At 71.8% G+C, this 12,896-nt stretch carries 15 protein-coding genes; 10 read left to right on the forward strand and 5 right to left on the reverse strand.

Annotated elements, in window-relative coordinates; genetic code table 11:
* Positions 1–36 precede the first annotated feature (36 nt).
* Positions 37–1,518, reverse strand: coding sequence for a leucyl aminopeptidase (locus AB0I15_RS07625; RefSeq protein WP_358091497.1), 1,482 nt, complete (start codon positions 1,516–1,518; stop codon positions 37–39).
* 105 nt (positions 1,519–1,623) lie between these two features.
* Between AB0I15_RS07625 and AB0I15_RS07630 the strand changes: the two genes are divergently transcribed.
* The 3 genes from AB0I15_RS07630 to AB0I15_RS07640 are packed head-to-tail and all read left to right on the forward strand — an operon-like array spanning position 1,624 to position 3,859.
* Positions 1,624–1,971: a GntR family transcriptional regulator gene (locus AB0I15_RS07630; protein WP_358091499.1), complete on the forward strand. Its 348-nt coding sequence runs from the start codon at positions 1,624–1,626 to the stop codon at positions 1,969–1,971.
* The gene (locus AB0I15_RS07635) at positions 1,968–2,930 is read left to right on the forward strand and encodes a hypothetical protein (protein ID WP_358091501.1); all 963 of its coding nucleotides are present in this window, start codon (positions 1,968–1,970) and stop codon (positions 2,928–2,930) included. The genes AB0I15_RS07630 and AB0I15_RS07635 overlap by 4 nt, the downstream gene beginning before the upstream one ends.
* On the forward strand, positions 2,927–3,859 hold the full coding sequence (locus tag AB0I15_RS07640) for a CPBP family intramembrane glutamic endopeptidase (RefSeq protein ID WP_358091503.1): 933 nt from the start codon (positions 2,927–2,929) through the stop codon (positions 3,857–3,859). The genes AB0I15_RS07635 and AB0I15_RS07640 overlap by 4 nt, the downstream gene beginning before the upstream one ends.
* 101 nt (positions 3,860–3,960) lie before the next feature.
* Here AB0I15_RS07640 and AB0I15_RS07645 read toward each other — a convergent pair whose 3' ends face one another.
* Positions 3,961–5,016 (reverse strand): adenosylcobinamide-GDP ribazoletransferase, encoded by a 1,056-nt coding sequence (locus AB0I15_RS07645; RefSeq protein ID WP_358091505.1) that lies wholly within the window; start codon positions 5,014–5,016, stop codon positions 3,961–3,963.
* A gap of 34 nt (positions 5,017–5,050) precedes the next feature.
* Here AB0I15_RS07645 and AB0I15_RS07650 point away from each other — a divergent pair, with 34 nt between their 5' ends.
* Positions 5,051–5,851 (forward strand): ATP-binding cassette domain-containing protein, encoded by an 801-nt coding sequence (locus AB0I15_RS07650; protein WP_358091507.1) that lies wholly within the window; start codon positions 5,051–5,053, stop codon positions 5,849–5,851.
* Positions 5,852–5,937: 86 nt separating this feature from the next.
* Here AB0I15_RS07650 and AB0I15_RS07655 read toward each other — a convergent pair whose 3' ends face one another.
* Complete coding sequence (locus AB0I15_RS07655; protein ID WP_358091508.1) at positions 5,938–7,053, reverse strand: bifunctional adenosylcobinamide kinase/adenosylcobinamide-phosphate guanylyltransferase; 1,116 nt, start codon at positions 7,051–7,053, stop codon at positions 5,938–5,940.
* A 172-nt stretch (positions 7,054–7,225) separates the two neighbouring features.
* Here AB0I15_RS07655 and AB0I15_RS07660 point away from each other — a divergent pair, with 172 nt between their 5' ends.
* Positions 7,226–7,432: a hypothetical protein gene (locus AB0I15_RS07660; RefSeq protein WP_358091510.1), complete on the forward strand. Its 207-nt coding sequence runs from the start codon at positions 7,226–7,228 to the stop codon at positions 7,430–7,432.
* 56 nt (positions 7,433–7,488) lie between these two features.
* Here the strand turns inward: AB0I15_RS07660 and AB0I15_RS07665 are convergent, their stop codons facing one another.
* A complete protein-coding gene (locus tag AB0I15_RS07665) occupies positions 7,489–8,487 on the reverse strand; it encodes an aldo/keto reductase family protein (RefSeq protein ID WP_358091512.1) in 999 nt (332 codons plus the stop codon).
* A gap of 57 nt (positions 8,488–8,544) precedes the next feature.
* Here AB0I15_RS07665 and AB0I15_RS07670 point away from each other — a divergent pair, with 57 nt between their 5' ends.
* Positions 8,545–9,510 (forward strand): SMI1/KNR4 family protein, encoded by a 966-nt coding sequence (locus AB0I15_RS07670; RefSeq protein WP_358091514.1) that lies wholly within the window; start codon positions 8,545–8,547, stop codon positions 9,508–9,510.
* A gap of 30 nt (positions 9,511–9,540) precedes the next feature.
* On the opposite strand, the gene AB0I15_RS07675 is transcribed toward AB0I15_RS07670, so the two are convergent.
* Complete coding sequence (locus AB0I15_RS07675; protein ID WP_358091515.1) at positions 9,541–10,125, reverse strand: DUF3043 domain-containing protein; 585 nt, start codon at positions 10,123–10,125, stop codon at positions 9,541–9,543.
* Positions 10,126–10,277: 152 nt separating this feature from the next.
* Between AB0I15_RS07675 and AB0I15_RS07680 the strand changes: the two genes are divergently transcribed.
* The 4 genes from AB0I15_RS07680 to AB0I15_RS07695 are packed head-to-tail and all read left to right on the forward strand — an operon-like array spanning position 10,278 to position 12,840.
* The gene (locus AB0I15_RS07680; protein WP_358091517.1) at positions 10,278–11,093 is read left to right on the forward strand and encodes a PspA/IM30 family protein; all 816 of its coding nucleotides are present in this window, start codon (positions 10,278–10,280) and stop codon (positions 11,091–11,093) included.
* Positions 11,090–11,368: a hypothetical protein gene (locus tag AB0I15_RS07685; RefSeq protein ID WP_358091519.1), complete on the forward strand. Its 279-nt coding sequence runs from the start codon at positions 11,090–11,092 to the stop codon at positions 11,366–11,368. Before AB0I15_RS07680 ends, AB0I15_RS07685 begins: the two co-directional genes overlap by 4 nt.
* A 4-nt stretch (positions 11,369–11,372) precedes the next feature.
* Positions 11,373–12,275 carry a zinc metalloprotease HtpX gene (htpX, locus tag AB0I15_RS07690; protein WP_358091521.1) on the forward strand — a complete coding sequence of 301 codons (903 nt, stop codon included), beginning with the start codon at positions 11,373–11,375 and terminating at the stop codon, positions 12,273–12,275.
* Between the two features lie 7 nt (positions 12,276–12,282).
* Positions 12,283–12,840, forward strand: a complete 558-nt coding sequence (locus tag AB0I15_RS07695; protein WP_358091523.1) for a hypothetical protein — start codon at positions 12,283–12,285, stop codon at positions 12,838–12,840.
* Positions 12,841–12,896 lie beyond the last annotated feature (56 nt).

Genomic DNA, 12,896 nt, shown 5'->3' on the forward strand with positions numbered 1-12,896 from the left:
CGGGGTGTTCGTGATGCCGTCATCTTTTCATTTGTTTCAGATGCTCGCGTGCCGCTCTGCGAGTCCGATGAGGGTGCGGGTGATGGCGCCGGTGCCGCCCTTCGGTGTGTAACCGTACGGCTCGCCCTTGTTGAACGCGGGACCGGCCATGTCGATGTGGGCCCAGCGCACTCCGTCGGGCACGAACTCCTTCAGGAAGATGCCCGCCGCCAGCATGCTGCCCCACCGCTCCGGCTGGAGGTTGGCGATGTCGGCGATCGGGGAGTCGAGACCCTTGCGCAGTTCCTCCGGCAGCGGCATGCCCCACGCGCCCTCGCCGGCGGCGCCCGCGGCCTCGACCACCAGCTCCCTGATGGCGTCGTCGTTGGCCATGACGCCGGCGGTGCGCCAGCCGAGCGCGACGATCTGCGCGCCCGTGAGGGTGGCCACGTCGACGATCAGGTCAGGGTTGTCCTCGGCGGCCCTGGCGATGCCGTCCATGAGCACCAGGCGGCCCTCGGCGTCGGTGTCGAGCACCTCGACCGTCTTGCCGCTGTAGCTGTGGATGACGTCGGAGGGGCGCTGCGCGGTGCCGCTCGGCAGGTTTTCCGCCAGGCACAGGTAGCCGACGGCGTTGACGGGCAGGCCGAGCCGGGCGATGCCGAGCACCGCGCCGAGCACCGCGCCCGCGCCGCCCATGTCGGACTTCATCCAGTCCATGGAGGCCGAGGGCTTGAGCGACAGGCCGCCCGAGTCGAACGTGATGCCCTTGCCCACGAAGGCGAGCGTCTTGCCGGCCTCGGGGTGGCTGTAGGCGAGGCGGACCAGGCGCGGCGGGTTGGCCGAGCCCTGGCCGACGCCGATGAGGCCGCCGTAGCCGCCGTCCTTGAGCTGCTTGTCGTCGAGCACCTCGACGCGCAGCCCCGCCTCCCCGCCCAGCCGCTCGGCGATCTCGGCGAACTTCGCCGGCCACAGGTCGGAGGGAGGCGTGTTGACCAGGTCGCGGACCAGCGAGACCGACTCGGCCAGCACACCGGCGCGCTCGGCCACGGCCTCCGATTCGCCGGACAGCTCGCCGGTCAGCACCGTGAGCTCGGCGACCGGCGCCTTCTGCTCGCCGTTGGTGCGGTAGCGGGCGAAGGCGTACGCGCCCAGCAGCCCGCCGAGCGCCACGGCCTCGGCCTCCTCCGCGGTGCCGGCGGGCAGGGCGAGCACGGCGCGGGAGGTGCCGGCCAGGGAGCGCACGGCGGCGCCGGCGGCGCGGCGCAGACCCTCCGGGCCGGGGGACTCGCCCAGGCCGACGGCGACCAGCAGCGGGGCGGCGATGGCGCCGAACGTCGGCAGCTTGGCCAGTTCACCCGCCTTGCCGGAGAAGGCGACGGCGCTGAGCGAGGCGGCGAGCTTGCCGCCGAAGGCGGCCTCGAGCGCCTCGCCGCCCGTCGCGGGGGCGGGGCCGTCCTGGCCCGACCGGAAGCCGACGACCAACGCGTCGGTGTCGATGGAGACTGGATCTGCTGAGTTCAGCCGCACAGTGGTCACGTAAACCGATGCTATCCACGGTTTCTACGTACTCACAAACAGGGGTTCATCCTACCAATCAATGGTCAGTGCATCCTGATTGATGGTGCTAGTCTCATTAGCACCATGTTGCTGACCCTCGATATGAATGACGCCCGGCCGCTGCACGAGCAGGTCGCGGGCGCCATCCGCCGCGCCATCGGCGAGGGCTCCTACCGGCCGGGCGACCGCCTGCCGCCGGCCCGGGACCTGGCCGGCGCACTGGGCATCAACCCCAACACCGTCCTGCGCGCGCTGCGTGAGCTGCGGGACGAGGGGCTGCTGGAGTTCAGGCGGGGCCGCGGCGTCAGCGTGTCCGGGCGCGCCGACGGCCGCGCCCTGATCGCGCAGCGGGCGCGCGAACTGCTCGACGAGGCCAAGAAGCACGGCTACAGCCGTGACGACCTCATCACCATCCTGGAGGAACTGACGTGAAACCCCATGTCATCGCCGCCGCGTGGGGACCGGCCGTGACCGCCGTGCTGCTCCTGGCCTCCTTCCCGGTACGCGACCGGCTGCCCGAGCCGATGGCCACGCACTGGTCGGGCAGCGTGCCCGACGGCTCCAACTCGTTCACGGGACACCTGGTCACCATCACGATCATCTGGGCCGGGACGTGGCTGCTCCTGCTGGCGGTCAGTGCGCGGGGGCAAGGGCGGCGCGTCCACCGGATGGTCTCGCGGGGCTCCCTCTTCGGGGCGGGCGCGCTCATGCTCGCCGCGAACGCCTCCACGCTGGCGGCCAACCTCGACGCCGCCGACTGGAGAGCGGCCGTCCAGCCGGGCTGGCACCTGCCCGCGGTCCTCGCCACCATGGTCGCGACCGGCCTCCTCGCCGGATACCTGGGCCGGGGCGCCCCCGACCGGCCTGCCCCGGAGAGCCAGTCACCGCCGCGCCTGCGGCTCAAGCCCGGCCAGCGGACGGTCTGGATCAGCCGGACCGGCAACCCGTGGCTCTCCGCGGTCGCCCTCGTCTCGTTCGCCGCCGTCGCCGGGGTGGCCGTGCCGACCTTCCTGGGCGTCATACCGGAGGGCGTCGCCGCCGCCGTCCTGCCGGGCCTCGTCCTGGTGCTCGCGCTCTCCCTGGTGACCATGTCGGTCACCGTCCGGGCCGGGGACGACGCGGTCAGGCTGGCGTTCGGCGCGCTGGGATGGCCGGCGCGCCGGATCCTGCTGTCCAGGATCGACGCGGCCTGGGCGGAGGAGCGCCGGCCCGGCGAGGTCGGCGGCTGGGGCTTTCGCGGAGTGCCGGGAAGCGCCACCATCATGCTGCGTGGTGGCGAGTGCCTGGTCCTCCGCTACCGCTCCGGCGGCCGGCTCGCGATCAGCATCGACGACGCCGAACGCGGCGCATCCCTCATCAACGCCCTAATCGCGGAGCGTGTGGAGTCATGAAGAGACCTCTGCTCATTTTCATCGTCCCGGCCTTCGGGCTGTCCTGGGCGGCGGCGCTGCCCCTCTGGCTGAACGGAGGACTGGGCTCGCCGCAGCTTGCCGGACTGGCCACGCTGATGATGTTCACACCGGCCGTGGGCGTGCTCGGCGTGTGGGCCGTCTCGCGCACGCCGTTCCGTGAGTGGGCCACGCACACCGGTCTGACGCTCGGCGAGCGGAAGGGGCGCACGGGCCTGCTCGTGCTGGCCGCCTGGCTCGGCGTGCCGCTGCTGGTGCTGCTCGCCATGGGCCTCAGCGCCGCCGTCGGCCTGGTCTCCCTGGACCTGGAGGAGTTCAGCCTGCTCAGGGCGGCGCTGGAGGCCCGGGGCATGCAGGTCCCCGCCGACCTCGGCACGGTGGTGGTCCTGCAACTCGTGGTGGCCATCGCGGCCGGGCCGGTGCTGAACGCGATCCCGGTGCTGGGGGAGGAGTGGGGCTGGCGCGGCTGGCTGCTGCCCCGGCTCACCTCCACGAACGGCATGGTCGCCGGCCTGCTGATGTCCGGGGCGATCTGGGGCCTGTGGCACGCCCCGCTCACCCTGCTCGGCTACAACTACCCGAGGCTGGGCTCGTGGGCGGCGCTGTTCTTCATCGGCTTCTGCGTGCTGGCCGGGGTGCTGATCGGGTGGTTGCGGCTGCGTACGGGCAGCGTGTGGCCGGCGGTGGTCGCCCACGGCTCGCTGAACGCCGTCGCCCCGCCCGCCCTGCTGCTCGGCTCCGCCGCCGCGCCCCCGAACGAGGTCCTGGCCGGGATCACCGGCCTGGTGGGCTGGGTCCTGCTGGCCCTGGTCGGCGCCGTCCTCCTCCGCTTCTTCCCGGTACGCCCCCCGCAGCCGCCCACCGCGGACCCCGCGGAGCGGCACTCACCCTCACAGGCCGCCGAAGCCTGACCCCGCCCCGCCGTACGGGGATCACCCTCGCGCTTCCCGCACGAGACCCGTTACCGGAGCGCGTCCACCGGGGAGGGGCGCCCGCTCGCCCGAAGGATCGCTTACGAAAGGGCGACCGCTGCGACCAGTGCCGTGGCGGCGGCGCTCTCCACGAGGGCGCCCAGGACGTCGCCGGTGATCCCGCCGAGGCGGCGCCTGGCCCGCCGCAGCAGCATCAGCGCGGCGGCCAGCCCGGCCAGCAACGCCATCGGCGCCGCCACCACACCGGACAACCCCAGCCCGACGCCCCCGGCCCGCTCCTCCGGCTCGTCCGCCACGGCCACGGCGACGAACCGACCGGTGAGAGGGTCCGGCGAGGGGCAGGCGATGCCGTCGTGGACGCCTCCCTCGGCCTCGCTCCCTCCGGCGGGAAGGCCGAGGCGGCAGAGCACCTGCGCCGAGACGGCGGCCCTCTCCTCGGCTTGCGCCGATTCGCCGGACGCCGATCCGGGAGGCGCCGATTCGGTGGGCGCGGTGGGCGCCGGCTCGGTGAGGGAGGAGCCCGTCGGCGGCCGGCCGTCCAAGGCCCAGATGCCGGCGCCGGGGGTGGTGAGCAGGCCGAGCACGGCGGTCCCCAGCAGTGCGGCCAGGGTGGCGAGCCAGGCGGCGGAGCGGCCGACCGTACCCGCCACCATCGCGCCCAGGCCGTCGGGCCGGGCGGCGGGGACGCCCGCGCGGCAGGCCCACGTGAGCGCCAGCCGCCCCGCCACGCAGGCCGTGACCAGAGCGGCGAACCCGGTCTCCGCCAGGGCGGCCATCTGGATGATCAGCGTGAACACCAGGGTCAGCACCCCGAACGGCCCGATGTCCGATTTTTTCATGATGTCGAGCGCCTGCTGGGCCGGTTTCCCGCTCCCCAGCCCGTCCGCGAGATCGGCCAGCCCGTCGAGGTGCAGCCCCCGGGTGAGCAGGGCCAGCAGCCCGAGCGCCAGCGCCGCTCCCAGCAGGGGCGGCAGACCGAGCAGCAGCGGCAGCCCGGCTGCGGATCCGAGCACCAGCCCCACCGCCGGGGCCAGCGTCATCGCCTGCCCCGCCACCTCCCGATCCACCCGCTCCACGCGGACGGGGAACACGCTGAGCGTGCCCACGGCGAACCGCAGCCCGTGCACCAGACGCATAACGGACGATCCTAGGGCCCACTAGTGTGGCGGGATGCACGTGGTTGAACTGGAAGGCGTAGGTGTCCGGGTCGTCGGCAAGTCACTGCTCGACGCCGTTGATTGGCAGGTGGACTACGGCGACCACTGGGCGGTCCTCGGCCCCAACGGCGCGGGAAAGACGACGTTGCTGTCGCTGGCCGGCGCCGTACGGCATCCCAGCGAGGGCACGGTCAAGGTGCTCGGTCACCGGCTCGGCCGGGTCGACGTCCGTGAGCTGCGCCGCCACATCGGCCTCGTCGCGGTCAGCCAGGGGCTGATCGACGAGGAACTGCTGGAGGAGGAGGGCGCGACCGCCCACACGGTGGTGCTCACCGGCCACACGGGGACGAGCGTGCCGCTGTGGGACAAGTACGGCGACACCGAGCACGACCGAGCCCACCGGCTCCTGGCCGACCTGGGCTGCAAGGACCTGGCGGAGCGGCCGTTCCGCGTCTGCTCGCAGGGGGAGCGGGCCCGGATCAGGGTGGCCAGGGCGCTCATGGCGGACCCGGCGGTGCTACTGCTCGACGAGCCGTTCGCCGGCCTCGACCTCCCGGCCCGCGAAGACCTCATCGCCGCCGTCGAAGACCTGGCCACGACCAGGCCCGTGCTCACCACCGTGACGGTGACCCACCACCTTGAGGAGGTGCCGGCGACGACCACGCACGCCATGCTGATGCGCGACGCGCGCGTCCTGGCCTCGGGCCCGGTGGCGGACGTCCTCACCCCGGCCAACCTCTCCGACTGCTTCGGCCGCTCCCTGCACGTGGACCGCCTCGACGGCCGCTGGTACGCCAGAGCCGCACGTTCCTGACCCGATCCGACCCGGTCTCACCCGACCGGGCCCGTCCCTCACCCGGCCCCATGTGAGCTCCGGGCCGTCACGGCTCCTGAGCGAAGTCAGAGGTCGAGGACGCGTCCCGCGACCACCAGCGCCGCCTGCTCCGACTCGGCGGCCAGACGCGCGTTGAGACGGCCCAGGGCGTCCCTGAACGCCCGCCCGCTGGCCGTCGCGGGCACCACCCCCAGCCCCACCTCGTCCGACACCGCCACGATCCGCTCAGGCGTCTGCCGCCACGCCGCCACCAGCTCGTCGCAGCGGGCCTCGACGGGAGCCCGGTCGCCCTCCCAGGCCCCGTGCTCGTCGAACACCGCCGCCAGCCAGGTCCCCAGGCCGTCGACGAGCAGCGGCGCGGTCGCCGAGCGGATCGCCGTGACCAGGTCGATGGTCTCGGCGGTGTCCCAGTGCGCGGGCCGCCGCTCCCGGTGCGCCCGCACCCGGGCCGCCCACTCCCCGTCGCCCGCGCCGTCCGGGCCGGTGGCGACGTACGTGACGTACGGCTCGGCCGCCAGCCACAGCTCCGCCTCGGCCGACTTCCCGGACCGGGAGCCGCCCAGTAGCAGCGCACGCCGGGGCGGCGGGTCCTGAGCGGCGCCGGCGGCTGTCATGTTCAGCTCGGGGCCACCGGCTGTGACGTCCGGCTCGGCGCCGGCGGTCGTGACGTTCAGTTCGGCGCCGTCGGTGACCAGGCGCGCTCCCCACAGCCGCAGCCGCCTGGCCAGCTCCTCCTCCGAACGCACCCGGTGATCGAGCCAGGCGGCCACCACCAGGGTCGCGCCGTCCACCAGCCCCGCCCGCCGCAGCTCTCCGAGGCGCTCCGGGCGGTCGAGCAGGTCGATCAGCACCACGTCGTACCTGGCGGGGCCGTCGGCGGGCACCGGCCGCCCCGGCGGCAGGCAGAGGAGGCTGGAGCCGTCCGGGCAGGTCAGGGCCAGGCCGCCGGCGCAGGCCCGGTAGCCGTCCGGCAGCACGCCGCCGGCGCGGCCGGCGCGGCCGTCGGGGGAGTCGGGGGAGCCGCTGGTGAAGCCGTCGGTGAGGGAGAAGCGCGCGAGGCCGTCCACGACCGCGCCGAAGGGGCGACGGTGGCCGGAGGGGAGGGCGGCGCACGAAACGCAGCGGCAGCCGGGCTCGGGCCAGCCCGCGCCGCCCGCCGTGCCGGTGAGGAGGACTTTCACCGCGCCGAGCGTACAGAGCCGCGAAAGGCGAGGGCGACGGCCGCCCGCTTCGCCGCACCGGCGGGGGACGACACGATGTGCGCGCGGCATCGATGGAACTCCGGGCGCCGGAGTAGGGTTCCAGTGCCTGCGGAGGGTGCGCCGGCGAACTGGCGGAAAAGGAGCGTATGGCATGACATGGCGGTGGCGTTATGAAAATGCAAGTGGTGGTGAGGTAACAGATCGCCCTTTGCCGCGAGAAGTGTTTCCAAGTCAGGCCGACGCCGAGTCCTGGCTGGGTGAAAACTGGCGTGACCTGCTCGAATCCGGTGTCGAGCAGGTCGCCCTGCTCGACGAGGACCGCGTTGAATACACGGGGCTGTCATTGCGCCCCGAGTGAGTCCCGGTAAAAGGAAAACCCCTTGAGCCGCGAAAGGGCTCAAGGGGTTTTTGTTGTTATGGGCGGCTGCTCGGGCTCTGGGTCTTGGCGGGGTCGCGCTCGACGACCGAACCGAGCACGTCGTCGATCCGCTTCAGCACCTCGGCGTCCAGCTTGACGCCCGACGCCTTGACGTTGTCGCGCACCTGCTCGGGCCGGGTGGCGCCGACGATGGCGCTGGAGACGTTCGGGTTCTGCAGCACCCACGCGATCGCGAGCTGGGCCATGCTGAGCCCCAGGTCGGCGGCGATCGGCTTGAGCTCCTGCACCCGGCCCAGCACGTCGTCGTTCATGAAGCGCGCGATCATGGCGCTGCCGCTCTTGTCGGTGGCCCGCGAGCCCTCGGGCGGCTGCCGGCCGGGCACGTACTTGCCGGTGAGCACGCCCTGCGCGATCGGGGACCAGACGATCTGGCCGATTCCCTCACGCTCGGACAGCGGCACGACCTCGGCCTCGATGACCCGCCACAGCATCGAGTACTGGGGCTGGCTCGACACGATGCGGTCGAAGCCCATCTCGTCGGCGATCTTCAGGGCCCGGGAGATCTGGTCGGCGTTCCACTCGCTGACGCCGACGTAGAGGACCTTGCCCTGGCGTACGAGGTCGTCGAAGGTCTTGAGCGTCTCCTCCAGGGGCGTCTCGTTGTCGAATCGGTGAGCCTGGTACAGGTCCACGTAGTCGGTCTGCAACCGGCGCAGCGAGGCGTTGATCGACTCGGTGATGTGCTTGCGCGACAGGCCGCGGTCGTTCCGGCCGGGACCGGTGGGCCAGTAGACCTTCGTGAAGATCTCCAGCGACTCTCTGCGCACGCCCTTCAGGGCCCGGCCGAGCACCTCCTCCGCCTTGGTCCCCGCGTAGACGTCGGCGGTGTCGAACGTGGTGATGCCCTCGTCGAGTGCCGCCTGCACGCACTTCTTGGCGGCGTCCTCCTCGACCTGGGAGCCGTGGGTGAGCCAGTTGCCGTAGCTGATCTCGCTGACCATGAGACCGCTGCGACCAAGGTGTCGGAATTCCATGCGTACGACTTTAATCCCGGCGCATGGGGTGATTCGTTTCGGGATAGGGTGCGCGACGTGCTGAAGCTCGTACGGCTGGGGCTGACGGCGGCCATCGTGACCGCGATCGTGGTCCGGCTGCGCCGCCGCGCCCGCATGCCTGAGGCGGCCGAGCCCGTCCCCACGGCCCCGGAACCGGCCCTCCGCATGCGCCTGAGCCTGGAATGGGCCGTGATCGCCGCGGCGGTGGCGCTCACGCTGACGGCCGCGCTCCTGCCCTGGAACATCCAGGGGAACGCCGAGGGGGCCGCCGAGGCGTCCCGGCACGACGAGGCGCAGCAGGCCGTGTTCGCCGACGTGGAGGAGATCCAGGCGAGCGCCACGCCCTGGCAGCCGCAGCCTTCGGAGCCGCCGGCCGCGATCCCCGACCCCGCCTGCGCGCCCGCGCCGCGCCCGGTCACCGTGCGGCCGATCGACCCGAAGGTCAGGCGGGCCGTGGACCGGCAGTGGCGGCGGATCGAGCGGTGGCTGAAGGCGAACGCGCCCCGCACCTATCGGACGCTCCAGCCCCCCGGCAGGGCCCGCACGATCGCCGTCGCCGAGTCTCAGATGGGCGTGGACTTCCCCGACGACCTGCGCGCCTCGCTCCTGCGCCACAACGGCGCGCGCGGGGTGGGGGCGTTCGGGTTCGGGTTCGACGGGGCGTTCAACCTGGGCACGCGGGGCATCAGGGACTCCTGGCGCGAGATGTGCTCGTGGGAGCCCGCCGGCGCGGGCCAGGACCCGGCCACCGAGCTCTGGAACGGCCGGATGATCCCGTTCCTGTACTTCCCCGGGCGTGGCCCGGACGCGCTCTCCTACGCCGTGGCCGACTCCGCGGACGGCGGCGTGCGCTGGAACGACGCGGCCAAGGTGTCTCACGGCGCGGCGTCGTACCACTCGCTCATGCGGGCCGTGGCCGACGCCCTGGAGAGGAACCAGGCGTACGAAGGCCGGCGGCCCGCGGTCGAGCGAGGCGTGCTGCGCTGGGAGAACGCCGGATAGCCGGTGACTTCTCCGGCTTGTTTCCTCGGATTATTTCTTCGGTGGCACCGGCTTTCCGCCCGGCAGCACCATGGGCGGCGGGAAGCGCAGCTTGCGGATCTGCAGGGCCCGCATCGCCGCGTAGAAGCCCACGCCCTTGACGCTCTCGCCGGGCAGTTTCTCCGCCACCAGCCGCTTGACCTTCCAGGCCACGAAGATGGAGGTGAAGAGCACGCCGATCATCATGATCGGCCAGCCGACGGCGATGACGAGGTTGAGGACCTGGGCGCGGACGGCCATCGGCCAGGGAATCCACGTGGCCAGCAGGATCAGTAGCGAGAACGGCAGGAAGTACTGGCTCGGCAGCCGCCGCGCGTCGACCCAGTCACGCGCGAACTTGCGCGCGGGGCCCTTGTCGCGAACGGGAAAATACCGCTCTTCACCGGCGAGCATGCCCTGGCGGGCCCGGTCACGCTCGGCGGCCTGCTTGGCCCGCATCTGCCGATAGGCCTCTTTGCGGTCTTTCGGCGCGGAGACATATTGGCGCCGTTTGCCTTCGGCATCTCGGCGCTTGGGTGTGGGACGACCTTTACCCTGGGGCTTAGGATCGTCAGCGGGGACGGGGGTGTCGTCCACGGAGGTTTGGGAACGGCGTCGCAACACGACGTCAACCCTACCTGGAGTGCAACTTAGTGACGCCCTCGTGCGTTATGCGTAGGGTAATCCCAAGGCGGCTGCGCTGCATTGGGTGAACACCAGCACGACCTAGAAGGGGACGGCCGACGCGCATGAGCGTGATGAAGAGACTTTCGATGATCTTCAAGTCCAAGGCCAACAAGGCCTTGGACAAGATGGAGGATCCGCGCGAGACCCTCGACTACTCCTACCAGCGGCAGCTTGAGCTGCTGCAGAAGGTGCGCAGAGGCGTGGCCGACGTCGCCACCTCGCGCAAGAGGGTTGAGCTGCAGATAACCGGAATTGAGAAGCAGGCCCAGCGCTATGAGGAGCAGGGCCGTAAGGCGCTGTCCGTCGGGCGTGAGGACCTGGCTCGCGAGGCCTTGCAGCGGCGGTCCAATCTGCAGACGCAGATGGCCGACCTCAAGGTCCAGCACGACAACCTGCAGGCCGAGGAAGAGAAGCTGACCACGGCTTCCCAGCGGCTGCAGGCCAAGGTCGACTCCTTCCGCACGAAGAAGGAGACGATCAAGGCGACCTACACCGCGGCCGAGGCGCAGACGCGCATCAACGAGGCCTTCAGCGGCATCTCCGAGGAGATGGGCGACGTCGGCCTGGCGATCCAGCGCGCCGAGGACAAGACGGCGCAGATGCAGGCGCGTGCCGGCGCGATCGACGAGCTGCTGGCCAGCGGCGCGCTCGACGACTACAGCGGCACCCGCGGCGACGACATCCAGGCCGAGCTCGACCGCATGGGCGGCGGCATGGACGTCGAGCTGGAGCTGGCCAGGATGAAGGCGGAGCTGGGCCAGGGCCCGGCGCCGAAGAGCGCGATCGAGCAGGGGCAGCCGCAGCAGCAGCCCCAGGCGCAGCAGCCGCAGCAGCAGGGCAACACCCAGCAGCTGCGTCAGCCTGGGGAGGGCGCATGATTGTCAGGATCATGGGCGAAGGCCAGGTCGAGATCTCGCCCGAGGACATCGCGGTGCTCAACGAGCTCGACGGTGAGCTCGAGGCGGCGATCGAGACGGGCGACGAGGATGCCTTCCGCGTCAAGCTGCACGCGTTGCTCGACAAGGTGCGCCACGTGGGCAAGGCGCTTCCCGACGACAGCCTTGAGCCGTCAGAGCTGATCCTTCCCCCCGCGGACGCCTCGATCGAGGAGGTCCGGGAGATGCTGGGCGACCAAGGCCTCATCCCGGGCTGAGCCCGTGAGCACGAGGTTCGCGTCCGACCGTGGCCTGACCACCCGCATGGTCGTGACGATGTTCCTGCTCGGCCTGCTCTACGTCGTGTTCGTCGGCGTCCTGATCGCCATCGGCGTGCGGGCGCTGTTCGTGCTGGTGCTGGCCGGAGGCCTGCTGCTGGTGCAGTACTTCCTGTCTGACCGCATCGCCCTGTTCGCGATGCACGGGCGGGAGGTCTCTCCGCAGGAGGCCCCTGAGCTGCACGGCCTCATCGACCGGCTCTGTGCCATGGCCGACATGCCCAAGCCGCGGGTGGCGATCGCCGATTCCGACGTCCCCAACGCGTTCGCCACCGGCCGCAACCAGAAGAACTCCGTGGTCTGCGTGACCACCGGCATCCTGCGCCGCCTTGAGCCGCAGGAGCTCGAGGGCGTCCTCGCGCACGAGCTGTCGCACGTCGCGCACCGCGACGTCGCCGTCATGACGATCGCCTCGTTCCTCGGCATCGTGGCGGGGCTCATGACCAGGGTCGCGCTCTACACCGGCCTCGGCGGCCGCCGCAACGGCAACGGCCAGGGCGGCCTGCCCATCGGGGTCATCGTCCTGCTCGTCTCGATCGTCGTGTACGCCATCAGCTTCCTGCTCACCCGCGCCCTGTCGCGCTACCGTGAGCTGGCGGCAGACCGGGCGGGCGCCCTGCTCACGCAGCGCCCATCCGCCCTGGCCAGCGCGCTGGTCAAGGTGAGCGGCGAGATGGCCAGGATCCCGACCCGCGACCTGCGCGAGGCGGAGCCGTTCAACGCCTTCTACTTCGCCCCGGCGCTGGCCAAGGGCACGACGCTGGCGAGCCTGTTCTCGACGCACCCGCCGCTGGAGCGGCGCCTAGAGGAACTGGCGAACATCTCCAAGCAACTGGGAAGGGGCTGAGAGCCGCATGGGCTGGCTCGACGCACTGCTCGGCCGGTCGAAGCCGGTCAAGCCCAACCTCGACGCGCTGTTCGCGCTGCCGTCGGCGGCCGTGACGCTGGAGGCGGCGACCGGGCTGAAGCCCACCGGTCTCGGCTCCGTGGCGTTCCGGGCGGCCGAGGGCGGCGCGTTCGCCACGCTCGAAGGCGACGTCAAGGCGCTGCTCGGCGGGCGCGTCGAGGAGTCCGACGACGACTACGGCTACACCTGGCTGCTCGTCCGCCGCTCGCCCGACGCGCTCAGCGACCTCGTCACCGAACTGCACGCGGTCAACTCCTCGCTGGAGGGCGCCGGGTTCGGGCCGTCGCTGCTGTGCTCGCTGGTGTCGTTCGACCGCGAGGACGGCCGCCGGCTGGCCATCGTCTATCTGTACAAACGCGGCACGTTCTACCCGTTCGCGCCCCTGCCCGGGCAGAAGCGCGACAACGCGCTCGACCTGGAGGCCAGGGCCGCGCTGGAGGGCGAGCTGCCGCTGGAGCAGGATCTCAGCCGCTGGTTCCCCGTCTGGGGCGCCCCCGGGCTCTGAGCGGGCCCTGGGCGGGTCCTGGACGGGTCCTGGGATGGCGGGATCCGAAGCTGTGA

The organism is Nonomuraea sp. NPDC050643, from assembly GCF_040654715.1.
GTDB lineage: Bacteria > Actinomycetota > Actinomycetes > Streptosporangiales > Streptosporangiaceae > Nonomuraea.

Coding starts and splice junctions, on each gene's coding strand:
- AB0I15_RS07680 (WP_358091517.1), top strand. CDS start 10,278: ATGAGCGTGATGAAGAGACTTTCGATGATCTTCAAGTCCAAGGCCAAC.
- AB0I15_RS07660 (WP_358091510.1), top strand. CDS start 7,226: ATGACATGGCGGTGGCGTTATGAAAATGCAAGTGGTGGTGAGGTAACA.
- AB0I15_RS07645 (WP_358091505.1), bottom strand. CDS start 5,016: ATGCGTCTGGTGCACGGGCTGCGGTTCGCCGTGGGCACGCTCAGCGTG.
- AB0I15_RS07650 (WP_358091507.1), top strand. CDS start 5,051: ATGCACGTGGTTGAACTGGAAGGCGTAGGTGTCCGGGTCGTCGGCAAG.
- AB0I15_RS07630 (WP_358091499.1), top strand. CDS start 1,624: ATGTTGCTGACCCTCGATATGAATGACGCCCGGCCGCTGCACGAGCAG.
- AB0I15_RS07665 (WP_358091512.1), bottom strand. CDS start 8,487: ATGGAATTCCGACACCTTGGTCGCAGCGGTCTCATGGTCAGCGAGATC.
- AB0I15_RS07640 (WP_358091503.1), top strand. CDS start 2,927: ATGAAGAGACCTCTGCTCATTTTCATCGTCCCGGCCTTCGGGCTGTCC.
- AB0I15_RS07695 (WP_358091523.1), top strand. CDS start 12,283: ATGGGCTGGCTCGACGCACTGCTCGGCCGGTCGAAGCCGGTCAAGCCC.
- AB0I15_RS07685 (WP_358091519.1), top strand. CDS start 11,090: ATGATTGTCAGGATCATGGGCGAAGGCCAGGTCGAGATCTCGCCCGAG.